28 protein-coding genes and 1 pseudogene are annotated in these 24,968 nt (G+C 52.4%); 22 read left to right on the forward strand and 7 right to left on the reverse strand.

The features are described from left to right. The 6 genes from ACAN55_RS11895 to ACAN55_RS11920 all read left to right on the forward strand — a co-directional run bounded on the left by ACAN55_RS11895 (position 1) and on the right by ACAN55_RS11920 (position 5,441). Positions 1-1,065, forward strand: coding sequence for a sulfate/molybdate ABC transporter ATP-binding protein (locus tag ACAN55_RS11895; RefSeq protein ID WP_379132548.1), 1,065 nt, complete (start codon positions 1-3; stop codon positions 1,063-1,065). A gap of 50 nt (positions 1,066-1,115) precedes the next feature. Then, positions 1,116-2,192, forward strand: a complete 1,077-nt coding sequence (locus ACAN55_RS11900; RefSeq protein ID WP_379132551.1) for a sulfate ABC transporter substrate-binding protein — start codon at positions 1,116-1,118, stop codon at positions 2,190-2,192. Positions 2,193-2,451: 259 nt separating this feature from the next. Continuing rightward, positions 2,452-3,306 (forward strand): copper amine oxidase N-terminal domain-containing protein, encoded by an 855-nt coding sequence (locus ACAN55_RS11905; protein ID WP_379132554.1) that lies wholly within the window; start codon positions 2,452-2,454, stop codon positions 3,304-3,306. Positions 3,307-3,491: 185 nt separating this feature from the next. Next, complete coding sequence (locus ACAN55_RS11910) at positions 3,492-4,268, forward strand: MBL fold metallo-hydrolase (protein WP_379132556.1); 777 nt, start codon at positions 3,492-3,494, stop codon at positions 4,266-4,268. A 205-nt stretch (positions 4,269-4,473) separates the two neighbouring features. Next, positions 4,474-5,070, forward strand: a complete 597-nt coding sequence (locus tag ACAN55_RS11915) for a GNAT family N-acetyltransferase (RefSeq protein ID WP_379132559.1) — start codon at positions 4,474-4,476, stop codon at positions 5,068-5,070. A 29-nt stretch (positions 5,071-5,099) separates the two neighbouring features. Next, the gene (locus tag ACAN55_RS11920) at positions 5,100-5,441 is read left to right on the forward strand and encodes a PH domain-containing protein (RefSeq protein WP_379132561.1); all 342 of its coding nucleotides are present in this window, start codon (positions 5,100-5,102) and stop codon (positions 5,439-5,441) included. An 84-nt stretch (positions 5,442-5,525) separates the two neighbouring features. On the opposite strand, the gene ACAN55_RS11925 is transcribed toward ACAN55_RS11920, so the two are convergent. After that, positions 5,526-6,338 (reverse strand): Cof-type HAD-IIB family hydrolase, encoded by an 813-nt coding sequence (locus ACAN55_RS11925; RefSeq protein ID WP_379132564.1) that lies wholly within the window; start codon positions 6,336-6,338, stop codon positions 5,526-5,528. Between the two features lie 14 nt (positions 6,339-6,352). Continuing rightward, a complete protein-coding gene (locus tag ACAN55_RS11930) occupies positions 6,353-7,291 on the reverse strand; it encodes a DMT family transporter (protein WP_379132566.1) in 939 nt (312 codons plus the stop codon). 214 nt (positions 7,292-7,505) lie between these two features. Here ACAN55_RS11930 and ACAN55_RS11935 point away from each other — a divergent pair, with 214 nt between their 5' ends. Both ACAN55_RS11935 and ACAN55_RS11940 read left to right on the forward strand, forming a co-directional pair. Continuing rightward, positions 7,506-8,219 carry a metal-dependent hydrolase gene (locus tag ACAN55_RS11935; protein WP_379132863.1) on the forward strand — a complete coding sequence of 238 codons (714 nt, stop codon included), beginning with the start codon at positions 7,506-7,508 and terminating at the stop codon, positions 8,217-8,219. A 24-nt stretch (positions 8,220-8,243) separates the two neighbouring features. Further along, entirely contained in the window at positions 8,244-8,384 is a 141-nt protein-coding gene (locus ACAN55_RS11940; protein WP_379132568.1) for a hypothetical protein, read from the forward strand. Between the two features lie 138 nt (positions 8,385-8,522). On the opposite strand, the gene lplA is transcribed toward ACAN55_RS11940, so the two are convergent. After that, positions 8,523-9,524, reverse strand: a complete 1,002-nt coding sequence (gene lplA / locus ACAN55_RS11945; protein ID WP_379132571.1) for a lipoate--protein ligase — start codon at positions 9,522-9,524, stop codon at positions 8,523-8,525. A 100-nt stretch (positions 9,525-9,624) separates the two neighbouring features. Between lplA and cobD the strand changes: the two genes are divergently transcribed. The 11 genes and pseudogenes from cobD (at position 9,625) to ACAN55_RS12000 (ending at position 18,495) form a co-directional block, all read left to right on the forward strand. Then, complete coding sequence (cobD, locus tag ACAN55_RS11950) at positions 9,625-10,716, forward strand: threonine-phosphate decarboxylase CobD (RefSeq protein WP_379132573.1); 1,092 nt, start codon at positions 9,625-9,627, stop codon at positions 10,714-10,716. Positions 10,717-10,948: 232 nt separating this feature from the next. Next, positions 10,949-11,686, forward strand: coding sequence for an adenosylcobinamide amidohydrolase (locus tag ACAN55_RS11955; protein WP_379132575.1), 738 nt, complete (start codon positions 10,949-10,951; stop codon positions 11,684-11,686). Further along, on the forward strand, positions 11,683-11,829 hold the full coding sequence (locus tag ACAN55_RS11960) for a hypothetical protein (protein ID WP_379132578.1): 147 nt from the start codon (positions 11,683-11,685) through the stop codon (positions 11,827-11,829). Before ACAN55_RS11955 ends, ACAN55_RS11960 begins: the two co-directional genes overlap by 4 nt. Next, positions 11,826-12,785 carry an adenosylcobinamide-phosphate synthase CbiB gene (gene cbiB, locus ACAN55_RS11965; RefSeq protein WP_379132582.1) on the forward strand — a complete coding sequence of 320 codons (960 nt, stop codon included), beginning with the start codon at positions 11,826-11,828 and terminating at the stop codon, positions 12,783-12,785. Before ACAN55_RS11960 ends, cbiB begins: the two co-directional genes overlap by 4 nt. A 7-nt stretch (positions 12,786-12,792) precedes the next feature. Further along, complete coding sequence (locus ACAN55_RS11970; RefSeq protein WP_379132584.1) at positions 12,793-13,683, forward strand: histidine phosphatase family protein; 891 nt, start codon at positions 12,793-12,795, stop codon at positions 13,681-13,683. Positions 13,684-13,932: 249 nt separating this feature from the next. Then, positions 13,933-15,000 carry a nicotinate-nucleotide--dimethylbenzimidazole phosphoribosyltransferase gene (gene cobT, locus ACAN55_RS11975; protein ID WP_379132587.1) on the forward strand — a complete coding sequence of 356 codons (1,068 nt, stop codon included), beginning with the start codon at positions 13,933-13,935 and terminating at the stop codon, positions 14,998-15,000. Further along, positions 14,997-15,545 carry a bifunctional adenosylcobinamide kinase/adenosylcobinamide-phosphate guanylyltransferase gene (cobU, locus tag ACAN55_RS11980; RefSeq protein WP_379132590.1) on the forward strand — a complete coding sequence of 183 codons (549 nt, stop codon included), beginning with the start codon at positions 14,997-14,999 and terminating at the stop codon, positions 15,543-15,545. The genes cobT and cobU overlap by 4 nt, the downstream gene beginning before the upstream one ends. After that, positions 15,542-16,336: pseudogene (gene cobS, locus ACAN55_RS11985) on the forward strand (adenosylcobinamide-GDP ribazoletransferase); the annotation flags it as partial. The gene cobU and the pseudogene cobS, both read left to right, overlap by 4 nt. A 9-nt stretch (positions 16,337-16,345) precedes the next feature. Next, positions 16,346-16,525 carry an adenosylcobinamide-GDP ribazoletransferase gene (locus ACAN55_RS11990; protein ID WP_489685774.1) on the forward strand — a complete coding sequence of 60 codons (180 nt, stop codon included), beginning with the start codon at positions 16,346-16,348 and terminating at the stop codon, positions 16,523-16,525. Positions 16,526-16,605: 80 nt separating this feature from the next. Next, positions 16,606-18,159: a cobyric acid synthase gene (locus ACAN55_RS11995; protein WP_379132869.1), complete on the forward strand. Its 1,554-nt coding sequence runs from the start codon at positions 16,606-16,608 to the stop codon at positions 18,157-18,159. A gap of 3 nt (positions 18,160-18,162) precedes the next feature. Then, complete coding sequence (locus ACAN55_RS12000) at positions 18,163-18,495, forward strand: YnfA family protein (RefSeq protein ID WP_379132593.1); 333 nt, start codon at positions 18,163-18,165, stop codon at positions 18,493-18,495. A 116-nt stretch (positions 18,496-18,611) separates the two neighbouring features. On the opposite strand, the gene ACAN55_RS12005 is transcribed toward ACAN55_RS12000, so the two are convergent. The 3 genes from ACAN55_RS12005 to ACAN55_RS12015 form a co-directional block, all read right to left on the reverse strand. After that, positions 18,612-20,309, reverse strand: coding sequence for a methyl-accepting chemotaxis protein (locus tag ACAN55_RS12005; protein WP_379132595.1), 1,698 nt, complete (start codon positions 20,307-20,309; stop codon positions 18,612-18,614). Positions 20,310-20,668: 359 nt separating this feature from the next. After that, entirely contained in the window at positions 20,669-21,763 is a 1,095-nt protein-coding gene (locus tag ACAN55_RS12010; RefSeq protein ID WP_379132600.1) for a M24 family metallopeptidase, read from the reverse strand. 82 nt (positions 21,764-21,845) lie between these two features. Further along, positions 21,846-22,571 carry an RNA polymerase sigma factor gene (locus ACAN55_RS12015; RefSeq protein ID WP_379132602.1) on the reverse strand — a complete coding sequence of 242 codons (726 nt, stop codon included), beginning with the start codon at positions 22,569-22,571 and terminating at the stop codon, positions 21,846-21,848. Positions 22,572-22,750: 179 nt separating this feature from the next. Between ACAN55_RS12015 and clpP the strand changes: the two genes are divergently transcribed. After that, complete coding sequence (gene clpP / locus ACAN55_RS12020; protein WP_379132604.1) at positions 22,751-23,332, forward strand: ATP-dependent Clp endopeptidase proteolytic subunit ClpP; 582 nt, start codon at positions 22,751-22,753, stop codon at positions 23,330-23,332. Between the two features lie 18 nt (positions 23,333-23,350). Continuing rightward, on the forward strand, positions 23,351-23,557 hold the full coding sequence (locus ACAN55_RS12025; RefSeq protein WP_379132606.1) for a hypothetical protein: 207 nt from the start codon (positions 23,351-23,353) through the stop codon (positions 23,555-23,557). 98 nt (positions 23,558-23,655) lie between these two features. Here ACAN55_RS12025 and csaA read toward each other — a convergent pair whose 3' ends face one another. Then, positions 23,656-23,985 (reverse strand): chaperone CsaA, encoded by a 330-nt coding sequence (gene csaA, locus ACAN55_RS12030; protein WP_379132609.1) that lies wholly within the window; start codon positions 23,983-23,985, stop codon positions 23,656-23,658. Between the two features lie 119 nt (positions 23,986-24,104). On the opposite strand from csaA, the gene ACAN55_RS12035 reads away from it, so the two are divergent. Further along, complete coding sequence (locus ACAN55_RS12035; protein ID WP_379132612.1) at positions 24,105-24,947, forward strand: SDR family oxidoreductase; 843 nt, start codon at positions 24,105-24,107, stop codon at positions 24,945-24,947. Positions 24,948-24,968 lie beyond the last annotated feature (21 nt).

Consider the following 24,968-nt stretch of genomic DNA (forward strand, 5'->3'; position numbering starts at 1 on the left):
ATGCATGTTGAGGTTCGCGGATTAAATAAGCATTTTGGAGATTTCCATGCGGTCAAGGACGTCAACTTCGGAATAACTAAAGGCCACCTGATTGGACTCCTGGGTCCGAGCGGAGGCGGTAAGACCTCGATTCTGCGCATGCTGGCGGGTCTGGAGACTCCGGACAGCGGGGAGATTGTATTCCATGGGCAGACCGTCAACAGCCTTCCACCACAAGAACGAGGTATTGGCTTTGTATTTCAGAACTATGCCTTATTCAAACATATGACAGTGTATGAGAATATCGCGTTCGGTCTCAAGGTCAAGAAGGCAAATAAATCGGCAATCCGGGACCGTGTGACCGAGCTTGTGGAGCTGACAGGGCTAAAAGGCTTTGAAAGCCGTTATCCGCACCAGTTGTCTGGCGGACAACGCCAGCGTGTCGCCTTCGCTAGGGCGCTTGCCCCGGAGCCGCAGCTGCTGCTGCTCGACGAGCCGTTCGCGGCGATCGATGCCAAGATCCGGCAGGAGCTTCGCTCATGGCTGCGCGAGCTGATTGAGCGGGTAGGCATTACTTCGATCTTCGTTACGCATGATCAGGATGAAGCGATTGAAGTCGCCGACGAGATCATGATTATTAACCAGGGGCGGCTGGAGCAGAAAGGCACGCCTTGGGACATCTATAAGGAACCGAAGACGCCGTTTGTAGCGACCTTCATTGGTGAATCTACGCTGATCGAAAATGCTTCCGAGCTGAAGGGCTTTGAAGGCGCAGGCGGTGGTAAGCTGACGAAAGCGCTGATCCGCCCCGAGTATATCGAGGTAGGCAGTCTGCATGAATTCAAAATAGCGTCGGCTACGGAACAGGGAACCGTGAAGCATCTGCATTTCCGAGGCAGTGAATGGCTGGTTGAGGTGGAAGTGAACGGTCATAAGCTTACGACTTACCGTTCGCTGGAGAAAGAAACGCTTCAGGCGGGCCAGGAGATTTCCGTACTGGTACACCGGGCTTACTTGTTTAACGAGGACCGCAGCTGGATTCAGGAGAACCGTCTCAAGGTAGATCCGATGCCTGTCTTCATCTAATCTTGTCTTTGAAATATCACAATGCCGAATATAAGGAGCTGTGGGCCGGAATGAAGTTAAGCAGAAGGAGCAGACAACTGCACGGAACGATTGCGGCCTTAATCATGCTGGTGCTTGTCCTCACAGTCAGCGGCTGCAGCAGCGGGAAGGACACGGAGCAGGCGGAAGCTGCTACTAGTCCCCAAGACGGCCTCACGCTTGTCATTGGTGCTTACAGCGTGGCTAAGGATGCCATGGGGGAGATCCTCCCGTTGTTTGCGGCGAAGTGGAAGGCAGATACGGGACAGGAACTGCATTTCCAGCAGTCCTATGAAGCTTCGGGAACCCAGGCGCGGGCTATTGCCGGTGGATTTGAAGCGGATGTTACGCTGCTTGCTATGGAAAGCGATATTGAGAAGCTGGTGAAAGCGGGGCTTGTGCAGAAGGATTGGAAAGAGCGCGGTGGCGTAGATGGTATGGTCACCCGTTCTGTTGTAGCGCTGGGAACCCGTGAGGGCAACCCCAAAGGTATACATGATTTCGCTGATCTGGTGAAGCCCGGGATAAAAGTGCTGTATCCGAACCCGAAGACCTCAGGAGGTGCGCAGTGGGACATTAACGCCATCTACGGAGCGGGCCTGAAGTTGTCCGAAGCGCAGGGGGGCGTGAAGGACCCGGCAGCAGCCAAGAAATTCCTTGAAAGTGTGCACGCCAACGTGGAATCTCTGGACAAAAGCGGCCGCGCCTCCATGGCAGCCTTTGAATATGGGGTAGGCGATGTTATTGTTACTTACGAGAACGAGCTGCTCGCCCGGATCGCCCAAGGTGTTAAATACGAGGTGATCATTCCGAACAATACGATCCTAATCGAGAATCCGGCTGCCGTCGTGGACAAATATGTTGATGCACGGGGCACACGGCCCGCTGCCGAAGCGCTAGTTGCCTACTTAACGACACCGGAGGCCCAGGAGGTCTTTGCCAAGCACGGATTCCGTCCCGTGGATCAGGCAGTCTATGCGGCCAATGAAAGCCGTTATCCCGTGCCGGACGGATTATTTGATATTCAGTATCTTGGAGGATGGGATGAGGTACGGGCCACCCTGTATTCCAAGAAGGGGATCTGGTATCAGGTGCTGGCAGGGATCTAAGAATTTCGATGCCACCGTATTTGTCACAGGAATGGATTATCATCAGTAGTAGGTACATGCGGAAAGGCAACCCCTGTGGTTGCCTTTTTTGGTTTTGCATAAAGATGTTGATGGAGCTCCAACGAACGGCTGTAACATATTTTGTATTGGTTACGTTATAGACAGCAAGGAATATGAAGATACGATATCGAATACTAAGAAAATAATGGAATTGAGATTATAATCTGGTAAAATACTTCCTAAAGGAGATTGTCAAAACATGAAACACGTACTTTCGGTGATTATGCTTGTGTTTGTACTAGCCAGTTCTTCTTCACCCGCTTCTGCGGCTGGCAAAAACATTCAAATCAAGATTGATGGGGTAGTGATTTCTTCTGATGTGAAGCCCGAGGTCAGGAATGAGCGTACAATGGTACCACTGCGTGTAATCAGTGAAAATTTAGGGGCTAAGGTTGATTGGTCTAACTCTGGAATTACCATCACGAAACACAATACGAAAGTTCAATTAAAGCTGAACAGCAATAGCCTGACGAAGAATGGGGTAACTTCTCTTTTGGACGTGAAGCCGTATGTTAAGAATGAACGGGTCATGGTTCCGCTTCGTTTTCTCTCAGAAACGTTTGGGAGCCAAGTGGATTATAAGAACTCTACAGTTACCGTCAAAAGCGAAGCTTTGGTGATTAATCAGGTAAAAGTAAAATCCATGCAGCAGGAATTTCACATGATCATGGGCGGAATGGTGCAGCAGAACGAAGGAAACGCCTATAACACAGAAATGTATAATATATTTGAAGAGAACAAAGGCAGTAAGGTTGAGGCTCCTGCACATTATTCATGGATGAACACGATAGACACTCTTGGATCTTACTATAAAGAAGGACAATATGATTTTCTGGATGCAGAAGGCAAGAGCATCCAGCGTTATGATATTTATGATTTAATTGAATCATTTCCTGCGGATATGTTAGAAGGATACCCCAAAATTTTAATTCATGACGTTACGGAAGACCAATGGTACTTATTTAACGATGCTGCGAGACAATCCATTTATCAGATCATGGATACAGCCTCGAAGAATGGTTTCTTTAAAGTCATCAGTAATACTATTGTATAGTTAAGAACGCTTAAAGCGCCGTCCATTCAATGGGCGGTTTTTGATTGTATAACGAACGGCCGGGGGCGTGGTACAAATACCGGTTCTGTTTGCGGCAGACTGCTTTGCAACGTACAATAGAACCATCGTTTTATTCGCCTGATACATTTATGCTAGAAAGATAGAGATACAGGGAGGGAACAGGTATGGATACTTTGGTGTTTCTGGGTACGGGCGATGCCATGGGGGTACCGCGGGTCTATTGCAGCTGTGATACGTGTGCTGAAGCGAGAAACGGCGGGATCAATGCCCGGCTGCGCTCGTCGGTACTGATTGATAACGGCAGTGACTTCTGGGTGATCGACTGTGGCCCCGATTGGCGGAAGCAGATGGAAGCCCAAGGGCTTCGCAGTATGCGCAGGCTGCTGGTGACACATGCCCATTTTGACCATATTGGAGGACTTCCGGAGTGGGCGGATGCCTGCCGCTGGCTGGGGATTAAAGGTCAGATGTATGCTCCGGCGGAGGTAATCCCGCTGATTGACCGGCAGTATCCGTGGCTGCGCAGCCATATTGAAATGATTCCTTGCGACGATGGCATTACGCTGGATGGCTGGAATATCGTTACCTGGAGAGTGTGCCACGGCAAGAATGGCTACTCCTACGCTTACCGGCTGGAGAAAGACGGGTTCACGTGGGTCTATTGCCCGGATTCCATCTCACTCGGTGAAGAGGAGAAGCGGCTGATGCGCGGTGCGGATCTGCTGGTGCTGGGGACAAGTTTCTATTATGAAGCGGCGGAGCTTGCCGGACGTTCCGTGTACGATATGACGGAGGCGGCAGAGCTGCTGCTGGACGTCAAACCGCTGCGTGCCATATACACACACATGTCGCATGATGTGGATCTGGATAAGGACTATATTTTGCCGGAGAACGTGAAGCTGGCACGGACTGGGATGAGTGTTCCACTGGGGCAGAGCTAGCTGTAGAGCCGGATGATTTCGCCAGGTAAGAATAGAGGACTGCTGGTTGTCATCGGAAGATGACCGGCAGTCTTTTTTATCATAGGAAAAGTTTTACAAAAGGCAGACGGCATGCTATAAAAGAATAAACTTTACGTACATAACAATCGGTAGTGCTTTTATTTAAGATTTTGCGAGAGTAATAAGTTTAATAAGAATGAAAAGAATGGAGAGTTGCCTTGTGAGTAGTGAACTGAATCCGATGATGCTGGATTTCCCGGAAAGCTTTGAAACGGAACGTTTGTTGATCCGCGCACCCTTATGGGGAGATGGTCAAATATTGAATGAGGCGATGGCAGAGAGCCTGGAGGAGCTGCGGCCGTGGATGCCTTTTGCCAGGAGCATGCAGTCACTCGAGGAGTCAGAGAGCTTCACCCGCAAAGCACGCATTAAGTTTCTGGAGCGCTCGGATCTGCACCTGCGTATCTTTAATAAATCAACCGGGGACTTTATCGGCTGCAGCGGCCTGCACCGGATCAACTGGGATGCCCGTTGTTTCGAGATCGGATACTGGATCAGAACCTCCTGCTCAGGCAAAGGCTATATCACGGAAGCAGCCCACGGCATTACGGATTTCGCAATCCGTGAACTTGCGGCTAACCGGATTGAAATCCGCTGCAGCAGCCGGAACTTAAAAAGCGCCGCCGTTGCGGAACGTGCCGGGTTTACGCTGGAAGGGATTTTGCGCGGGAACATGCGTGGAGAAGACGGGGAGCTGCATGACAGTAAGGTATATGCCAAGGTGCGTGGAACGGAATTTTAATTATAGGCAGATAGACTAGGAGAATAGATGTGAGAACAAGTCAGGAACAGATCAATGAATACTTAAATCCAAACGAAGAGATTGTTGCAACGGCCCACTGTTCTATTAATCCGGGTTATGTCTCCAGAGGAGGGGTTCTGGTAGCTACGAACGAGAGGCTGCTATTCTGTGCTGATCACATGTTCGGTGAAGGACTTCAATGGATGTATGAGTACAATGAGATTGCCAGTTTCAGAGAATCGAAAGATATGCTGCTTTTTCCCAAAAAAATAAGGCTGAGATATAAGGATGAATTTATAGTATTCTCTGATTTCACGAACATGGCTGAAGTTAAACAATTGTTAAAGATAGTAAGCTCTATGACTTCATAGGGCTCTAGTGAACAGTAAAAAGCCAGCCCGGCACTTGTTACAAGTGTTTGGACTGGCTTATTTTAATGAACCTTAATGAAGGAATTACGCCTGCTGTCCGGCATCCTGCAGAATAAACTTCTCAATGACATGCTTCACGCCGTCTTCATTGTTGCTGTAAGTGATGAAATCGGCAATCTCCTTGAGTGCAGGAATTGAATTCTCCATGGCAACGCCGAGGCCGGCTGCTTCGAGCATTTCGTGGTCGTTCCAGCTGTCGCCAACGGCAATGGTTTCAGAGAGGTCACAGCCGAAATGGTTCGCCAGGAATTCCAGGGCAATTCCTTTGGTGCCTTCATGATGCATGATTTCCAGGAAATGCGGCTTGGATTTGGTAATGTGCACGGAATCACCAAGCAGCTCACGCAGAATCGGGGACAGCTCATCCAGGAAGTCGGGATCGTCGACGATCAGCATTTTAGGTGTTTTTTGCGGAACAAGCTTCTCCCAGTCTGGTTCTACATAATATTTGGTTTTGTTCAGGGCGGTGTAATCGATGAGCTTCTGGTTCTCTTCGCGGGCATAAAGCTTGTCGTCGATATAGGTTTGCAGATGCAGATTATGCTCCACGCAGTATTCGAACAGCTTGCGTACCGCATCCTGCGGGACATAACGCTCATACAGCACCTTCTCGTCCATCAGGTTCTTCACCAGTGCACCCTGGTAGGTGATGATCGGCACGTTAAGTCCGGTCTGGCGGGCAATGGCTTGTGCAGATGCGTAGGCACGACCTGTTGCAAGGGTTACAACTACTCCTGCAGCTACGGCCTGTTCCAGCGCGGCCTGCGTGGCTGGGGTTACCTCTTTGTCGTCATTGATCAGGGTGTCGTCGATATCGATGGCAATCAGTTTGTACATGTTTGTTTCTCTCCTTATTTCTTTCTGAATAATCTGTAAGTGAACAAATATTGCTTGAACCGGCCGGGTTCAGGGTTTAGTTCGGCAATGAGCATTCCGGCTAAAATACAAAGACAACCCAGTGCAGCGGAGGCTCCAAGCCGCTCCCCGCCGAAGACCAGACCCGTGAAGGCGGCGAACACCGGCTCGGTGGAATAGATAATCGCCACGCGTGAAGGTGTGGTGTACTTCTGGCAGGCCGTCTGGATCCAGAAGGCAAAGGCGCTCGTTGGCCCGATGGACACGAGGAGTGCCCATAGCACGTCCGGCTTGCCAATAAGCTGTCCTGCTCCAGCCAGCGGCGCCACTCCTTCGAAGAGTAGCGAGCCGGCAATGCTCAGGATGCCCACGCAAGCCAGTTGCAAGGCTGCGAGCGGCAGCGCAGGATACCTCGGAGCGTACACTCCGGTATAGGCGACCTGAAGAGCGAAGGCTACAGCGCAGAGCAGTACCAGCGCGTCTCCTTTATTCAGCGACATCGCCGATCCGGCGAACGCAAGAAGATAGAGCCCGACTGCGGCAAGTATGGCACTAAGCCACGTATAACGCGAGATGGACTGCTTCAGCAGCGCAAGCGACAAGAACGGGACGAGCACAACCGACAGGCCGGTGATAAAACCGGTGTTGGAGGTTGTCGTATACAGCAGCCCGACGGTCTGGAAGGCATAGCCCAGGAACAGGAATAGTCCGAGCAGCAGGGAATGCCGGACCATCTTCCAGCTAATCTTCGACCATTCTCCCCGGTAGAAGACAGCAGTAATCAGTGCCAGAAGCAGAGCAGCACCCGTGAACCGGATGCTGTTAAAGGCCAGCGGAGGCAGCACCTTGACGGCACCCTGCACGATCAGAAACGTGCATCCCCACATCATAGCCACCAGCAGCAGGCTCAGATCGGCAATTCTAGAGCGGTTCAAGATCAGGTCATCCTTTCTCCGGCAGTTGCCCTCCGGCAAGGATGGCATGGTCAAGTTGTCCAAATTGTATCTTAAAATGGCATATACGACAAGCGAATCCGGCATAAAAGAGAGCCAAGGAGCCGGAGCTGGACAAACGATAGAGGTCTTGGTATACTTCGATAACCGCACACTTGTTCCTATTTATTACATCTTAGAAAGGGGCGGTTATTCTATGATGGGGAAATCCCATTTCATCATCGGCACCGGAGTAACACTGTCCGTGATGGGTCTCTTGGGCCGTGACATCACGCTTCCCGTAGTTGCCGCAGCGGCAATAAGCTCCCTTCTGCCTGATATCGATGAGCCGAATTCACTTTTGGTCCGCAAGGCCATCCCGGATTTTATGCTTAGACTCCTCCAGATCGCCCTGCTCGGGGCAGCTGCCTTTATCTATTTCGGCGGTGTTGCTGCGCCGCCATGGAACATCATACTCGCCCTTCTGGGAGGCAGTGTGTCCTTCTTCCCGGGCCGAAAGCTACGGCATCTGGTGATGCTGCTGATTGCTCTGGGGCTGTTCGCCTTCGCAGACGATTATGAACCCTGGAACTACATCGCAGCCTGTGTGCTTGTGGTCTCTGCGTTTGTTCCGCACCGCGGATTGACCCATACGCTGTATGGTGCTGCCGGGTGGTCAGCGCTGCTCTATTTCGCTTCTTCCGGGATGAATGACAACGGCGGGTTGTGGATGGCCGGTGGGTTATCTTACATGCTGCATCTTCTGGCGGACGCGCTGACCCGTAATGGTATCACACCGCTCCCGCCGCTACCCTTTAAGCTTCGGCTGAAGCTGATGAGCACCGGGACGAAGAGGGGCAGCGCTGTGGAGAACCTGTGCATCATGCTGACACTGGCATTGGTTCTCTATGTGTTCATACTCACTCCATAAGAGAATCGTAATGAACTGAAGAAGATGAAAGAACCCTTTTACCGTGTAGATCAGGCAAGGGCGCGAGAAAATGATTATCAGGAGATCGGAACGTGTGCCGCGTACATCGATACCATTACCGGTCAAGGGATCGTCATCTTCTCCGCTGCAGATGCGGTTGGTTGATTAGAAGACATAGTCTGGGGCTGCCATACATATAGACCGTGCGCTCCAGAGCAGATGGAATACATGACAAAAAGAGGACGTTCTGCATACAGGCAGATCGTCCTCTTTGTATTTTATCGCTTGTGACACCTCGGCGCTCTACTCCTCCAGGAATAGAAGACCGATAAAGTCCTCGGGTTCGATCCGGCCAAAATAATGCTTCAGATCAAGCCCGGAGAGGGCTTCTCTGACCTCGGCATCTTCATAACGTTTGCCGCGCAGTACGTTCTCCACATCGGCTACGTCGCCGACTCCGAAGAAGTCGCCATAGATTTTGATATCCTGAATGCGTGCATCCTCAATATCCATGCGGATATCGATAAGTCCCGCCGGGAATTTGCGCATATGCTTCACATTGCTCTTCGGCGACTGGCCGTAGTTCCAGTCCCAGTTCTTGTAGTGCTGCTCCGAAATTTCATTGATTTTGACCCAATCGGCGTCTGTCAGCTTGTACTGAGGCACCTCAGAAGGCTCCATACCGAAGATGGAACGCAGCAGCCCCTCGCGGAACTCCTCAATGGTCATATCAGTACCTAGCAGCTCTTTAATGTTAGCTACGCGGCTGCGAACGGATTTGGTACTCTTCGACTTGAACTTCTCCGGATTCACATTCAGCGAGGCTTGTACATCATCCAAGTTGAGGTTGAACATGAGCGTTCCGTGGCTGAACATCCGTCCGCGCGTTGCGAACTGGGCATTGCCTGAAATCTTCTGTTCTCCGACCTGAAGGTCATTGCGTCCGCTGAGCTCAGCGTTAACCCCCATGCTTTGCAGATAATCGATGACCGGCTGGGTGAATTTCAGGAAATTATGAAATGACTGTCCGTCATCTTTAGTAATAAAGCTGAAGTTGAGATTGCCGAGGTCATGGTATACCGCACCGCCGCCGGACAAACGCCGAACGACCTGGATATTGTGCTCTTTAACATACTCCTGGTTGATCTCTTCTATGGTATTCTGGTGTTTGCCGATGATAATGGACGGGCTGTTAATATAGAAGAGCAGATAGCTGTCATCCATCGGAAGATGTTTAAGGGCATATTCTTCAATTGCAAGATTGATGGATGCGTCTGTTATGCCGTTGTTATCGATAAAAATCATAGTGCGTTCCTCCGTTGCCGCATGATAGAATACAGCAACTATTGTAAACTAAAAGAGTTGATTTCACAAAAGAGAAGTTAGAGGAAGGAACGTGCTTGTCATGCTGGAAAAATACGGCCACGGCGGTGATCTGCTGACGGCGGAAGAGCTGTACGGAACAGGGGGAGGCACTTTCCTCGATTTCAGTGCCAATATTAATCCGCTGGGTCCGCCGCCCGGTGTTCTGAAGGCACTGCGGGAATCACTTTCCGCTGTTATTGCCTATCCCGATCCGGGCCACCGGAGACTGAAGTCCATGCTTGCGGAGAGTTTGGGCGTGGGCAGCGGCTGGCTGACCATAGGCAACGGTGCGGCAGAATGCATGGCGCTGCTGCTGCTCGCGGTTGCTCCGCGTAAGGTTGGCATTGTGGAGCCGTGCTTCTCTGAGTACCGCCAGCTTTCTCAGCAGTTCGGGGCGGAAGTGGTGTCGGTACGCGGGAGCCAAGAACAGGATTATAGGGCTTCCTTGACGGAGATTGCCGGGCTGCTGGAACAGGTAGATCTGCTCTTCCTGGGACAGCCTAACAATCCCAACGGCGTCCAGTATCCCCTTGAGGAACTTAAGGAACTGGCGGAGAAGGCTGAACGCTGCGGCACATTTCTGGCGGTGGATGAGGCTTTTAACGATTTCATTCCGGAAGAGCAGCGGAATACATTGCAGTCGGAACTAGAGCGGTATCCGCATACGGTGCTGGTGAGGTCAATGACTAAATTCTACGCCATTCCCGGGCTGCGGCTTGGTTACACCATTGCGTCCCCGGAGCTTGCCGCCGCGATGACCGGGAAGCAGGTGACTTGGAGCGTCAACGGGCTTGCGCTTCTGGCGGGAGAAGCTTGTCTGAAGAGTGGCAGGAAGTATGAGCAGGAGACACGGAGTTTAATAGCTGCGGCGCGTACAGAGCTGCGGGAGGGACTGCTGAAGCTTGGCTGCGAGGTGCCGGACAGTGAGGTCAACTTTCTGCTCTGCGGTCTGCCGACCCCATGGAGTGCAGAGGAGATGCAGAACCGGCTGGGACGCCTGGGGATCTTAGTGCGCAGCTGCGCCATGTACCCGGGCCTTGGACCCGGGCATATCCGTGTTGCTGTCAAAGGAATGGAAGATTGTCGTCGGCTGCTGCAGGCGATGGCAGCAGTGATGGAAGCGGGGAAATAATGTACCCGGATGGGACTACGAATGGGCTTGTTAACTTGCGGAATAAAGCATAGGCCAATAGAGTGAAACATAAGGCTGACACAAAAGACCAACACAAAAGACCAACACAAAAGACCAACACAAAAGACCAACACTATAGACTGACACAAAAGTAGAACACAAAATAAGCTGACACAGCTGCCGGTTTAATGCTGCTGATGCTGATGCACGTAGAGGAGGAATGGATAGGTTTATGAGTGAAGCTAAAGTGCCTTTTGAGAATAACGGAGTTATTTCATATTCCTCCGAAGTATGGACCGGACTTAGGCTCGATCTTAAGGATCAGCACCTGCTGCTGGAGTTCCCCGGAGGAGTTGACGGGTTGTCGAGTGCGGTGTACGGGGGAGGCATGAGCCGCCTGGAACGGGCGGTGAACCTGTACGTCAGCCGAGATTACGATTGCAGCGATCCGGTCAGGGATATGGAGAATAAGCTTGGTGAATGGGGCTATCCGCTGAAGGGGAGCGCAGGACTGATGACGGCAGTTCCGCTGATTCATGCAGCTGTCATAGAGGAGAATATCGGCTCGGCGGGACTGTTCTGCTGTGTGACTGCAGCGGCAGGCAACGCAGCCCGGGCTGGGGTAATCAGACCTGTGCTGGCGGCGTATCGGCCTGGCACGATTAACATTATGCTGGGCATCGACGGGCGACTGAATCCTGCGGCTATGGTGAACGCCGCTATGACTGCCGTTGAGGCTAAGGCAGCGGCACTTGCGGATCTCGGGATTACTGATCCGGAGAACAATCTTATTGCCACTGGCACTACAACCGATGCGCTGGTGCTGGGTGTAAGTCAAAGCGGACGATACCGTGCCGAACATGTGTATGCGGGAACGGCAACGGATCTGGGGGGAGCGATCGGCCGCCTGGTGTATGCCGCTGTGACGGCAAGCCTCCGCTCGGTTCAGGGAAGGAAGTACGCTCCATGAGAAGGCATCATGAAGTCTCATTCGTTGGAAGCCGGGAGCGAAGCATCATAAGAATAAACAGCCGCTTCATAGCAGCTGAAGACCGGAAATGGACTGCTATGCAGACTTCTGGATTGAAATGGTATCCGGAGGATAGACAATGACGCACTCTATTATTCTGCTGGCTGCTTACATTCTGGACCGGATCATCGGTGATCCGCGAAGCCTTCCCCATCCGGTGGTGGGGATGGGCAAAGCCATCTCGGCTATTGAACGTTTGATCCGAAGAGGAGTTAAACGCCCTAGGAGTCTGCGGATGGCGGGTGTACTGCTGCCGATTATCGTAGTGGGCGGTGCATGGGTGCTTACGGCAATTGTGCTGCAGCTGCTTTCTTTGCTGTCACCTTGGCTGATGTGGGGTGCCGAGATTTGGCTGATATCCACCACCATTGCCGCAAAGGGACTGAAGGATGCGGGGATGGCAGTGTACATAGAGTTACAAAAAGGGGATATCCCAGCTGCCCGTAAGGCGCTTGGCATGATCGTCGGACGGGACACAACTTCTCTGGACAGCCCGGAAATCGTGCGCGGCACGGTGGAGACGGTGGCGGAAAATATCGTCGATGGTATCATTTCTCCCTTGTTTTTTGCATTAATTGGCGGTGCTCCGCTCGCTATGGCTTACCGCGCGGTGAATACCTTGGATTCCATGGTGGGTTATAAGAATGACAAATACCGTGATTTAGGCTGGGCCTCCGCTCGGCTTGACGATATAGCTAATCTGATTCCGGCACGCTTTACGGCACTGCTGCTTGCCCTATGTGCCTGGGTGCTGCGGCTAGACTGGCGCAGAAGCCTGCGCACGGTCATCCGCGATGCCCGGCTTCACCCGAGCCCTAACAGCGGATTCCCGGAATCTGCCGTAGCAGGAGCGCTCGGCATCCGGCTGGGCGGGGAGAATGTGTACCATGGCGTAGTTTCCTTCCGCGCATATATGGGGGATCACCTGCGGCTCATGGAGCCGGAGGATATTATCCGGACGTGCCGCCTGATGAAGCTGTCAGCATCTCTATTCGCCGTTCTATGCGCAGTTGTGGCATGGATCTGGATAGGGGGCTGACCGATCAATGATGAATCTTTCGTTCGTGCTCGAACTTGTGCTGCTCCGACATGGGAGAACGGCGTGGAATGCTGAGAGACGTTATTTAGGGCACACGGATGTGCCGCTGCTGCCTGGTGCACTGGAGCCGGTGGCGAAATTTCAAGCGCAGCCTGAATTAGCAGGGGAGTTCTGGTCCATCTGGAGCAGTGATCTGCGCAGATGCCGGGAGACTCTGGCTTCCCTGAGCCCAGCCTTACAGCAGGAGGCCGTTTATGATACCCGTCTCCGTGAGCTGAACTTCGGAGATTGGGAAGGCTGTACCTATGACCAGTTGAAGGGCAATGAGATGTACCGAAGCTGGATCGATAATCCTGCGGCAGCGAATCCCCCTGGCGGTGAGGCTTGGGAGCAGTTTGAAGAGCGGATAGATAGCTTTATGAAGGAGCTGGGCCGGAGAGGCGAAGACACTCTGCGGCGGACTGGAATCGGTTCAATGGCCGGAATCAGCCAAACGGTTCGGAACCAAATCGCAGGGGATCAAGTTGAACACCATCAATCTGAACAGCATCAATATGAAACTCAACAAATTGAACGCCAAGGATCTGAACAACATCGATCTGAACAACATCGATCTGAACGCCAACAACCTGAACGTCAACAACCTGAACTCCATCGACCTGAACTCCATCGACCTGTACCCCATCAACCAGCACTGCCCCGGCCGGCTTCGACGGGAGAGCAGGGCACCCCGCAGATTCTCCGGGTACTTGTCGTCACGCACGGTGGGGTGATTCGTCACCTGCAGGCGAAATATACACCAGGGTCGGATTTTCACGGCACACCTGCACCGGCTCCCGGTGGAACAGCGGTAATCAAGCTTCAATGGGCTGAGGGCAGTTGGCATTCTTTTTGCTAAGGCAAAGGCCCCGGTCGTGTTAAAAAGCCTAACAGGCGGGAATTAATCCGGAGCTGCTGTAGATAGAAACTATCTGACCTACAAGGGTATAAAAGGATAAGCTGCCAAGAACCACAGCAGGGCCGTATGCCTGGACTGATGGTTCTTTTTTAATTGTAACAAATACAGGTTTCACCTATAATCCTTAAAAGAAGAACATGGAAATGGCATGTTTTGTGAATAACGTTTCATTAATCAGGAGGAATGACCATGCTGTCAGCAATTTATGAAGTAACTGGACGTATCGCACCACCCGACGAGAAAGCCTCCCTGCAGGCGGTTATGCGCCTGAATAACCTGACCAAACCCCCTGGAAGCCTGGGGCAGCTGGAAGCGCTCGCTGTAAGGCTAGCGGGGATTTCCGCTACGGAGAAACCCAGTTACCGGAAACGTACTGTCGTTGTAATGGCAGGGGATCATGGCGTGTGCAGTGAAGGCGTCAGTGCATTCCCTCAAGAAGTTACGGTGCAAATGGCCTACAACTTCCTGACCGGCGGAGCCGGGGTAAATGTACTGGCCCGTCATGCTGGTGCTGAAGTGAAGTTTGTCGATATCGGAATTAAGGGAGAGATTGAGCACCCGGAGCTTATTAACCGGAAAGTGCGTAAAGGCACAGCTAATATGGCTGTGGGACCGGCAATGAGCCGGGATGAGGCCCTGAGCGCTCTGCTCGCCGGAGTCAGAGTGGCACAGGAAGCTGTCAGCAACGGAACGGACCTGTTCATCACGGGTGAAATGGGGATTGGGAACACGACTGCAAGTGCAGCGATGTTATGCGCTTTTGAGAATCTCTCTCCGGAAGTTGCCGTCGGCAGGGGGACAGGCATTGATGATGCCCGCCTGCGGAATAAAATCAATGTGGTAAGCAGAGCGCTCAGCGTTAACAAGCCGGATGCCGCTGACCCCATTGATGTGCTGTCCAAGGTAGGGGGACTGGAGATTGCCGGGTTGGCAGGTCTTATTCTTGGTGCGGCATCCTGCCGTGTACCGGTTGTCCTCGACGGCTTTATTTCTGGAGCTGCCGCGCTGGCGGCGAAGGCGATTGCACCAGAATCCACCGCTTATATGATCGCTGCTCATCTTTCGGGAGAGCAAGGACACCGGCTGCTGCTCCAGCGACTGGGTCTTGAACCGCTGCTTGATCTGGGATTGCGGCTTGGTGAAGGAACCGGCGGAGCCCTCTGCCTGCATCTGATCGATGCGGTGTCGCACATTATGAATGAGATGGCCACCTTCGACAGCGCAGGCGTATCCGGGGCGGAGAAGGGGCAGGAATGAATCTGCTGGTAACGGGAGGAGCCCGCAGCGGCAAAAGCGCCTTCGCAGAGAGGCTGGCAATGTCGCTCGCGGATCAAGCTTTATATATTGCAACCGGGCAGGCTTTCGACCGGGAAATGCAGGAGCGGATTGCGCTGCACCGGCAGCGGAGGAATGAGGCGGAATATGCGTGGGAGACGATAGAGGAGCCCCATGATTTAGCCGGTCTGATGGACAGGCTGCCTGCAGGGAAGACAGTCCTGGTAGATTGCCTGACTCTATGGTTGTCCAATGTACTGCTGTCCGTTGAAGACAGGGGAGACCGACAGGAGATTCTGGAAGCAGAAATTTCGCGCCTTGCGCAAAGTGCGGAGGCTTATGACGGAACTCTGATCATGGTCACGAACGAAGTGGGTGACGGAATCGTGCCGGAGTATGCTCTGGGCAGACTTTACCGTGATTTGGCCGGGATGATGAACGCCGGACTTGCCCGGCAGTGCAATCAGGTATTTCTGGTTACTGCGGGTATTCCGATTGAGCTGAAGAGCAGGGAGTACAAATGCTGAGCGGGCGCAGGGATGCCATTGCGGCGGCCTTTCAGTTTCTGTCACGGTTTCCGGTGAAGACTAGCCCGGAGTTTAATTCCGGGCTGATGAAACAAAGTGCAGTGTATTATCCGCTGGTTGGTGCAGCTATCGGCGCAACCGTTGCAGCGGGTGCAGCAGCAGCTGGTCTGCTGCTGCCAGCTCTTCCCGCAGCAGCAGTTACCCTCATTCTGTGGGTCTGGCTGACCGGCGGGCTGCATTTGGACGGCTGGATGGATTCTGCTGATGCGCTATTCAGCTACCGGAGCCGAGAGCGGATGCTGGAGATCATGAAGGACAGCCGCGTGGGGGCAATGGGAGTGCTGGCCTGTGTGCTGCTGCTCCTGCTCAAGGCATCGCTGCTTGCCGCCCTCCTGGACGGCGGGCAGCTCTATGCACTGCCCCTGCTGCTCCTCCCTCCGGTGTGGAGCCGCTGGTTCATGGTCCGGGCGATGGCCCGCTGGCCGCTCGCCCGTGCCGGGGAAGGCCTGGCCGGCAGCTTCGCCGGCCTGCCGCCCGCAAGCGAGAAGCGCGCGCTCCTCTGGGCCGCGCTGCTCTCGCTGACCGCCGCCGCGCTGACGCTGGCCGGCGGCGGCCTGGCAGCGGGGCCGCTCGTGCTTGCGGCCCTGCTGCTGCTGCCGGGTGCCGCCGCCATGTGCGGCACCCGGGCCGCGCACCGCGTCAGCAGCCGGCTCGGCGGGCTCACCGGCGATGTATACGGTGCGCTGAACGAACTGCTGGAAGCAGCGCTTCTTCTGCTGCTTGTGCTGCTTCAGCACAATATGNTGCTTGCGGCCCTGCTGCTGCTGCCGGGTGCCGCCGCCATGTGCGGCACCCGGGCCGCGCACCGCGTCAGCAGCCGGCTCGGCGGGCTCACCGGCGATGTATACGGTGCGCTGAACGAACTGCTGGAAGCAGCGCTTCTTCTGCTGCTTGTGCTGCTTCAGCACAATATGCTGTAGGTGTCGTCGAAGAAAGAGAGGGGAACCGCTTGAGTCAGGAAAGAGTACCACATTGTATTAATCAGCCCGCCCCCGTCCTGATGCTGCAGGGGACGGCTTCCGATGTCGGCAAAAGCCTGGTGACCGCTGCGCTTGGCCGGATCATGCGGCAGGATGGATATCGTCCGGCCCCCTTTAAGTCGCAGAACATGGCGCTGAACTCTTACGTCACTGCAGACGGCAAGGAAATCGGCCGCGCTCAGGGGATGCAGGCAGAAGCTTACGGAATTACGGCAACCACCGATATGAATCCGATTCTGCTGAAGCCTTCAGGAGAGATGAGTGCACAAATTGTGGTGCACGGCGTACCGCATGCCGCACTTAGCGCCAGGGAATACCGGGAGAAGTTTCTTCCGGAGGCCAAGAGCACCGTGCTTGAGGCACTTGGAAGATTGCGTGAAGACTTTGATATCGTGCTGATTGAAGGAGCGGGAAGCCCTGCCGAGATCAATCTGAAGGACCGGGATATCGTGAATATGAATCTGGCCGGATGGGCGGATGCTCCGGTACTGCTGGTTGCCGATATTGACCGGGGCGGCGTATTTGCCTTTATAGTAGGAACATTGGAACTGCTGGAGCCTCATGAACGCACCCGGGTCAAAGGCTTTATCATTAATAAATTCCGCGGAGACCTGTCACTGCTTCAGCCCGGACTCGATTGGCTGGAGGAGCGGACCGGCATCCCGGTGCTTGGAGTTCTTCCGTTTCTGCCGCAGCTGCGCATAGAGGCGGAAGATTCAGTGGTGCTTGAAGGCACATCAGGCCGTAAGGATACTGGGAACGGCAAAGAACTGGATATAGCAGTTATCCGGTATCCACGGATATCCAACTTTACAGATTTTGATCCGTTGGGGGATGAGCCGGACACAGCAGTGCGCTATGTGACTCGCGCGGAGGAGCTTGGTACTCCCGATGCAATCCTCCTGCCCGGCACCAAGAATACGGCTGCGGATCTGCACTATTTGAGAGAGCAAGGCTTTCCTGCCGCTATAGAAGCAGCACTGCGCCGGGGAACCCGTCAGCTTGCAGGAATCTGCGGAGGGTACCAGATGCTGGGGAGCAGGCTTCTTGATCCTTATGCGGTGGAGAGCAGTGAGCCGGGAGAAAATGAGGGGCTGGGTTACCTTCCGCTCACTACAACGTTTCTCGAAACGAAGACTACAGTAAGGGTCAGTGGATGTCTGGCTGAGAATCACCCCCTTCGGCTTAGAACCGTTTCCGGTACTGACGATGAACTGCTTCCAGTAGAAGGTTATGAAATTCATATGGGTACGACAACGAATCTGGAGCCTTCATCGGTGCTACCGTTATTCCTCCTGACCGGTCAACAGGGAGAGCAGGTGCTGGAGGGCTGGGGAACCCGGGATGGAGTAATCTGGGGTACTTACCTGCACGGGCTGTTTCACAATGACGGGCTGCGGAGAGCGTGGCTGAATGGACTTCGTGCTTCGAAGGGATTGCAAGATGTAGCGGAGACATTCGCTGCGGCTGAGCTTCGGGAAGAGGAGTTCGATCGTCTGGCAGATGCGGTACGTGAAAGCTTAGATATGCGCAGAATTTATGAAATTATGGGGCTTTCCAGAAGTGAGGGATAGTTTGTGTTTATAGCCCTACTGCTCTTTGTAGTCGCCGGTCTGGCCGAGATTGGCGGAGGATATCTGGTGTGGCTGTGGCTGAGGGAATCCAAGCCGCTGTGGTATGGTCTGGCCGGGGCTGCCATTCTCGTAGCTTACGGGATCATCCCTACACTGCAAAAGTTCCCTTCGTTCGGAAGGGTGTATGCAGCGTATGGAGGCGTGTTTATTGTACTCGCCGTTCTGTGGGGCTGGCTGGTGGATAAAAAAACTCCGGATCTATACGACTGGATCGGTGCAGCCATTTGTGTACTGGGAGTGTCGGTTATGCTTTGGGCGCCAAGGCATGGCGGCTGAGACTTTGAGAATACTGATGTGCTTTTGATCCTAATAAATTTCATTTGAAAAAAAGGGCTATTTCACAGAGGTTAACTGCTGACCTCCTGAAATAGCCCTTTTACATGGTACTGTCCTTATATTTTGAACTGCTGCACAGCCTTCTGAAGTTGAACAGCCAACTCGTGCAGGTGATCTACCGTCACTGAATGGCCTTCAAGTTCAGCCTGCTGACGCGCATAATTCTCGGTCAGCTCTGCAGCACTATTCTGGGATTTGGCGGTAATTTGTGCCGTCTCCTCGACAGATGCGCTAACCTCTTCGGTGCCTGCTGAGATCTCTTGGGTGGCTGCTGATACGGATTGAACACTGTTGCTGATGCTTTGAATCAGAATGAGTAAGTGGTTGAACGCATTACCGGCTTCCCGTACCTTGCCTACCCCGGAAGCTACTACGGAATTCACATGATTCATTTCGGTGACGGAACGATTCATATCGTCCTGTAGCCCAAGCAGGAATTCACGGATCTGCTCGGTAGCATTGCGGGATTGCTCGGACAGCTTGCGCACTTCGCCAGCGACTACGGCAAATCCCCGTCCGTGTTCCCCGGCGCGTGCAGCCTCGATGGAGGCGTTCAGCGACAGCATTTGAATCTGCTTCGTAATTTCGGTGATGCCTTGTACAACCTCGCCGATCATCAGGGAACGTTCGTTCATGATCTGGAATTGTTCCAACGATTGCTCAGACGCAAGCTCCACCTGGCGCATTTGTTCAACTGCGCTTTGGGCAATCTCATTGCCGCCTTCCGCTTTGGCGGAGGCTTCATTAATCTGCTCCGTAACTTCACCGGCTGCGGAGGCAATATGCTGGATACCAATGTTGATTTCATCCATTGCACGGGAGTTGTCGAGTGCGCTGTTCGCGATCGCCTGGCTACCTATGCCGATTTCTTCAACAGACATGGAAGAGCGGTTAGCCATGTCGTTCAATTCCTCCACGCGATCCTTCAGTTCATTGGAACCGGATACTACCGTTTCAGAAGTTTCCAGAACATGCCCGATCATTTCTTTCAGATGCGAAGTCATTGTTTGGAAGCTATCGGAGAGCTGGCCGACTTCACCCTTAGTGGTAATATTCAACTGCTCTGTGAAATCCCCTTGGGCCAGCTTATTGCTATATACTGCCAGCTGCGTGAGGGGCTTGGTAATCCGGAGACTCATAAACCAGGCAGCGCCGACGCCGATTATTAAGGACAGCAGAGTTATGCCTGCGCTGGTCCAGAGGATGCTATTCATTTTATCTTGGATAAAGTCTACATTCGCACTGACACCTAGAACTAGCGTCGTGCCTGTTAATCCTATGTATGATGTCTTATGTGCGCCGTGGGTATCGGTATAAATTTCACTCAGTGCAGCTTTTCCGACTTTTCCTTTGGTTGCCTGCACCATGGCCGGCTGTACTGCGATTTCTTCTTTAGCCTTCAGTTTGGCACCTTGATCCGCGGTTATTACTGTGGCTTTTCCATCCTTCAGATTCGCAAGGAAGATCGTCTCTACCTGATGCTGCTTTATTTTGTCCTTAAAATAGAATTCGACATTCATAATGGCTTGCTCGCTGCCCTGACCTGCCTGTTGGGCTGTCGTAGTGTTAAGCTTGCTGTTAATATCATCAATCGATACGGTGAGTAGTTTATCGATTTGCGGTACTACATAACTGTCAAACGTGCTGACCGATATAAAGTAAAAACTGACGCTTAATAGGAGTGATGTAAGTAATAAAACAACGAACAATAAGCGTGTGAATCTTTGACTGATCGAATGCCTGTTCCGTAACATAAACTTCTCTCCTTTTTTGTATCTGTAGATCGGGATGCTCATTCAGTATAGTTGATAACTATTCTATAGAATTAACCTCCGGTTGAATAGTGAAAAATATGAATTTTAATGCAAGGTTTCAGCAAAATATGATATATTGTCATTTATTTTCGGTATTTTTAATGTTTTTTTGAATATCCATGTTAGGTATTATTGAAAATTAATCATCTTTATTTCCAGTACAAGGATGGGCTTACCTTAAATGTGTATCGTATTTAGGTTGGATTTGCTGTCCTGTGAACTATTGTGACACCAGCACGCAAAAAGGTGCTCTGCAAGCCATTGTTCGGCTGCAGAGCACCTTTTTGAGAAGCGTCTGATTAGAGATGAAGCACCGTTAACTCTTTAGGGAAGCTAGTTAGTGTCGCCGCTCCGCCGTCGGTTATTATGAGGTCGTCTTCAATACGTACTCCGGCAAGACCCGGCACATAGATGCCTGGTTCAACGGTGAACACATTACCACTTTGAATAAAATCTCCGTTTAATCCGTGAAGGGAAGGATATTCGTGGGTGTCCATGCCCAGTCCGTGACCTACGCGGTGCACGAAATAAGAGCCGAACCCGGCTGCTTCAATGACTTCACGGGCCGCCCGGTCAACCGAACCAAACGTAGCTCCCGGTCTCGAAGCTGCGATTCCCGCTTCATTGGCGGCAAGCACCGTATTATAGATAGTGATTAGCTGGCTGTCTACTTCCTCTACCGCAAAGGTGCGTGTAATATCCGAGGCATAACCTCCGGCAAAGACGCCAAGGTCGAACATGATGAAATCGCCTGGCTGGATTACCCGGCTACCCGGCACTCCATGCGGGAGTGCGGTGTTTGGACCGGACAGCACCATCGTATCGAAGGAAGGACCGGAAGCCCCCACCTTTTTCATCAGATAATCAAGCTCGGCAACCAGTTCAATTTCACTTACCCCCTGTTTGACGTGCTGGAGCCCGCGGCGCAGTACTTCTTCAACCAGCTCAGCAGCATACTTCATCTTGCTGACTTCCTCAGGAGTTTTAATCGCACGCATTTGGCGGAGCAGCGGGCCGATATCACTGAAATGATCTGCGGGAACGGAATGGGACAGTAATTCAAATCGGGCTACGGTAAAATGCTCTTTCTCAATACCAAGCGTATCCAGCTTCGTGCTGCTAAGTTGCTTGGTCAGAAGCTCGTATGGATTGTCTGTATCGCTATGGGTCAGAATCGTTTGTACAGAGGATGCTGCATGAGCGGCTTCGGCATCAAGTGCCGGAACGATCAGGACAGGTTCTTCTCCCCGTACCAGCAGCAGTCCCAGGAACCGCTCATGCGGATTACAGGCAAAACCGGTTAAATAGTAGACATGTTTGGGATCGGTTATGAGCATGGCATCAAGCCCGCTACCTGTCATCCCCTGCTCCAGAGTGCTGAGAGCATGATTCATTCAGAATTTCCCCTTTCGGACTTCGCGTTGAAACCACAATGTGTACATTATAAATCATAATAAGACGCAGTGCACCGGTGAACTAAGCTGCCATTCTCAGCTCCGTCCGCATATTGCTTTCTCCATAGTGCAAAGAAGCTCCCTGGCGCAAGTCCACAAGCTTGCCGATAGCTGCAGTTCGAATCGTTTCATTCGCATAAGCCAGCTCCAGCATCGCTGCGGCATCCCCGTCCTCGTAGGCCAGAGCAAGTACGCTCAGGTAAGTAATGAAGGCTTCCTCAACCGGAGCTTTGGGACCGTCTGTATTCAGTTCTTTCCTGACCGCATGAAGGGCCTGCCTGGCCCGGTGAAGGGACGATTTGATGGCGCCTTCCGTCGTTTCCAGCATTTCTGCTGTTTCTTGGGATGAGTAGCCAAGCACATCCCGGAGCAGGAACACGATGCGCTGAAGAGGTGATAGATGTTTGATCAGCGCATGGAACAGGATTTCAGTCTCCAAGGCGCTGTGATTGTGTGACTGCGTCTCTTTAATCTGCATTTCTTCCAGGATGCGGTGATAAACCGCGTTTCTCCTCACCGTATCAATCCAGGTATTTTTGGCGATCCGCAGCAGCAGGGCTTCCGGATTGGTATGAGTAGAGTTTTTCAGCGCCGTCAAGCCTTTTACCCAGGTATCCTGAGCAAGATCCTCCGCATCCCAGGCTGACTTCGTCAGGGACAGACAGTATCGTTTCAATGCCGCGGCCAGCGACTGCAGATTGGCTTCATCAGACACAATGTCATTGCTATATTCTCCAAGGATCATCATTGTACTATCCCCTTCAACGTTTAATTAATAAACACATGCTTCCTGCTGTATAAACGAACTAAGAATGCTCAAAGATACGTTTTTCCTGCAAAAATATTTCTGAAAGAAACACGTATCCTGCAATACTCCTTCATCGTTTACAGGTTAAGACTGCAAGGTCATAATAAGGAGGAATACTCATGAATGTGATTCCCTATGTTGTTGAACAGACCAGCCGTGGTGAACGGTCGTATGATATCTACTCCAGACTGCTGAAGGACCGGATTGTATTCGTCGGCGCCGCCATTGATGATGCACTCGCGAACAGTATTATCGCCCAGCTGTTGTTTCTGGCTGCAGAAGACCCGGATAAGGAGATTCACATGTACATTAACAGTCCGGGGGGCTCAACTACGGCAGGCTTTGGCATTTATGATACCATGCAGGTGATCAAACCGCAGGTGAACACGATTTGCACAGGTTTCGCGGCATCTTTCGCATCCTTGCTGCTGCTGTCCGGTGCCAAGGGCAATCGCTTCGCGCTGCCGAACAGCGAGATTATGATTCATCAGCCGCATGGCGGGGCACAGGGGCAAGCCAGTGATATTGCCATTAGCGCAAGACGTATCCTGCAGATCAGGGAGAAGATTGTTCAAATTACCGCCGAACGAACCGGGCAGCCTCCGGAGAAAGTCGAAAAGGATATGGACCGGGATTATTTTATGTCGGCACAGGAAGCGCTGGAATACGGCATTATCGACAAAGTTATCACCACATTGTAAGTAGAGGAGCGGATGGATATGCTAGAGGCATTGCAAGGTAAAGAGGTAACGGTTAATTTCCTCGATGGATACAGCGTAAAAGGCGGTACCCTGGAAGCAGTGGATGAACGGTTCGTGAAGTACCGGACCGAGTTTCAGGTTCTCTATATTCCTATCAGTTCCATCCGGGCGGTAACGATCGATACGAAACCGCAGGAGCGTCCGCGGGTAGGGTTCGGACAATAAGACAATAGGCTGACCTATCTGTAGACAACGTCTACGGTTGGGTCAGCCTATTTTTTTTGATAAATCAAACAGCAGTTCATGTCAGAGCGTCGTGAGCCTTAAGCAACAGGAGTTCCATTCGGTACATTCCGGTCCGGAGCCAGCAGGACGACATCTCGCTCTTCGGGTACACCGCCCAGCACGAGAACTTCGGAGAGAAAGCCGGCTATACGCCTCGGCGGGAAGTTCACAACCGCAGCAATCTGGCGGCCGATTAATAATGAGGGCTCATAATGTTTAGTAATTTGTGCGCTGGATGCTTTGATCCCGAGCTCTCCGAAATCAATAGACAGCTTAATGGCCGGCTTGCGTGCTTGCGGAAAATCCTCAGCGGTCACAATGGTCCCGATCCTTATGTCCAGCTTCATGAAATCTTCAATAGTTGCCAATGTGTACACGCCTTTCTCCTTGGAATTAAATGTTGTAACATGATCTTAGAATAAATGTGCATAAAAGGCCAGTTTACTATGGGGATTGAAGCCTTTATGCCAGGAGAGAGGTTGCCCGTATGGATGGTAGAATCGTAATTGTCACCGGAGCCAATTCCGGGATGGGACTAGCCACAACGGTTGAATTGGCTCGGAGGGGAGCCACGGTTATTATGGCCTGCCGCAGCCGGAGCCGCGGGGAAGAGGCGCTGGAGAAAGCGCGTGAGAAGAGCGGTAGTCCGAATATCGAGTTGATGTTATGTGATTTATCATCAATTGAAGACATCCGCCGGTTTGCAGAGGAGTTTACCGTGAAGTATCCGGTGCTGGATGTATTGGTTAATAATGCCGGAGTAGTATCGGTTAAGCGCCAACTGACTCAAGACGGGTTTGAACTGGACCTCGGCGTTAACCATCTGGGTCACTTTCTGCTTACCAGCCTTCTGCTGGAATCCCTTGAGAAGGCGGAGCAGGGGCGTATTGTGGTAGTTGCATCGGGCGCTTATAAAATTGGAGCTATGCACTACGATGATCCGACGCTCTTGAAGGGCTACAATCCGGCCAAGGCATATGCCCGCTCCAAGCTGGCTAACATCCTGTTCACCAAGGAACTGGCTGCCAGACTGAGAGGTACCCGTGTGACGGTCAATTGCGTACATCCGGGCGCAGTTGGAACCAGTATCGGGGTTAACCGGGAGACCGGGTTTGGCCAGTCGGTGCTGAAGCTCCTGTCCTTGTTCTTCCTGACACCGGAGAAGGGAGCAGATACAGCTATATATCTGGCAACCGCACCGGAACTGAGCGGAATTACGGGACAATACTATTACCGGAGGCAGATTAAGGAGCTGACGCCCCGGGCGGATAATATGGTTGAGGCGGAGAAGCTGTGGCAGTGGAGCAGTAAGCAAGTCGGTCTGGGTTGACTGAACGGGAACATTGAATTA

The organism is Paenibacillus oryziterrae (assembly GCF_042610485.1).
Lineage (GTDB): Bacteria > Bacillota > Bacilli > Paenibacillales > Paenibacillaceae > Paenibacillus_AQ.

Bases quoted from the DNA above. Each gene is read 5' to 3' on its own strand.
- ACAN55_RS12015 (WP_379132602.1), bottom strand. From the start codon at position 22,571: ATGATGATCCTTGGAGAATATAGCAATGACATTGTGTCTGATGAAGCC.
- cobT (WP_379132587.1), top strand. From the start codon at position 13,933: ATGCTGTCAGCAATTTATGAAGTAACTGGACGTATCGCACCACCCGAC.
- ACAN55_RS11900 (WP_379132551.1), top strand. From the start codon at position 1,116: ATGAAGTTAAGCAGAAGGAGCAGACAACTGCACGGAACGATTGCGGCC.
- cobU (WP_379132590.1), top strand. From the start codon at position 14,997: ATGAATCTGCTGGTAACGGGAGGAGCCCGCAGCGGCAAAAGCGCCTTC.
- cbiB (WP_379132582.1), top strand. From the start codon at position 11,826: ATGACGCACTCTATTATTCTGCTGGCTGCTTACATTCTGGACCGGATC.
- ACAN55_RS11915 (WP_379132559.1), top strand. From the start codon at position 4,474: ATGGAGAGTTGCCTTGTGAGTAGTGAACTGAATCCGATGATGCTGGAT.
- ACAN55_RS11970 (WP_379132584.1), top strand. From the start codon at position 12,793: ATGATGAATCTTTCGTTCGTGCTCGAACTTGTGCTGCTCCGACATGGG.
- ACAN55_RS11925 (WP_379132564.1), bottom strand. From the start codon at position 6,338: ATGTACAAACTGATTGCCATCGATATCGACGACACCCTGATCAATGAC.
- ACAN55_RS11955 (WP_379132575.1), top strand. From the start codon at position 10,949: ATGAGTGAAGCTAAAGTGCCTTTTGAGAATAACGGAGTTATTTCATAT.
- cobD (WP_379132573.1), top strand. From the start codon at position 9,625: ATGCTGGAAAAATACGGCCACGGCGGTGATCTGCTGACGGCGGAAGAG.
- lplA (WP_379132571.1), bottom strand. From the start codon at position 9,524: ATGATTTTTATCGATAACAACGGCATAACAGACGCATCCATCAATCTT.
- ACAN55_RS11940 (WP_379132568.1), top strand. From the start codon at position 8,244: ATGAAAGAACCCTTTTACCGTGTAGATCAGGCAAGGGCGCGAGAAAAT.
- ACAN55_RS11910 (WP_379132556.1), top strand. From the start codon at position 3,492: ATGGATACTTTGGTGTTTCTGGGTACGGGCGATGCCATGGGGGTACCG.
- ACAN55_RS11960 (WP_379132578.1), top strand. From the start codon at position 11,683: ATGAGAAGGCATCATGAAGTCTCATTCGTTGGAAGCCGGGAGCGAAGC.
- ACAN55_RS12035 (WP_379132612.1), top strand. From the start codon at position 24,105: ATGGATGGTAGAATCGTAATTGTCACCGGAGCCAATTCCGGGATGGGA.
- ACAN55_RS11935 (WP_379132863.1), top strand. From the start codon at position 7,506: ATGATGGGGAAATCCCATTTCATCATCGGCACCGGAGTAACACTGTCC.
- clpP (WP_379132604.1), top strand. From the start codon at position 22,751: ATGAATGTGATTCCCTATGTTGTTGAACAGACCAGCCGTGGTGAACGG.
- ACAN55_RS12005 (WP_379132595.1), bottom strand. From the start codon at position 20,309: ATGTTACGGAACAGGCATTCGATCAGTCAAAGATTCACACGCTTATTG.
- ACAN55_RS11995 (WP_379132869.1), top strand. From the start codon at position 16,606: ATGCTGCAGGGGACGGCTTCCGATGTCGGCAAAAGCCTGGTGACCGCT.
- ACAN55_RS11905 (WP_379132554.1), top strand. From the start codon at position 2,452: ATGAAACACGTACTTTCGGTGATTATGCTTGTGTTTGTACTAGCCAGT.
- ACAN55_RS12025 (WP_379132606.1), top strand. From the start codon at position 23,351: ATGCTAGAGGCATTGCAAGGTAAAGAGGTAACGGTTAATTTCCTCGAT.
- ACAN55_RS11895 (WP_379132548.1), top strand. From the start codon at position 1: ATGCATGTTGAGGTTCGCGGATTAAATAAGCATTTTGGAGATTTCCAT.
- ACAN55_RS12010 (WP_379132600.1), bottom strand. From the start codon at position 21,763: ATGAATCATGCTCTCAGCACTCTGGAGCAGGGGATGACAGGTAGCGGG.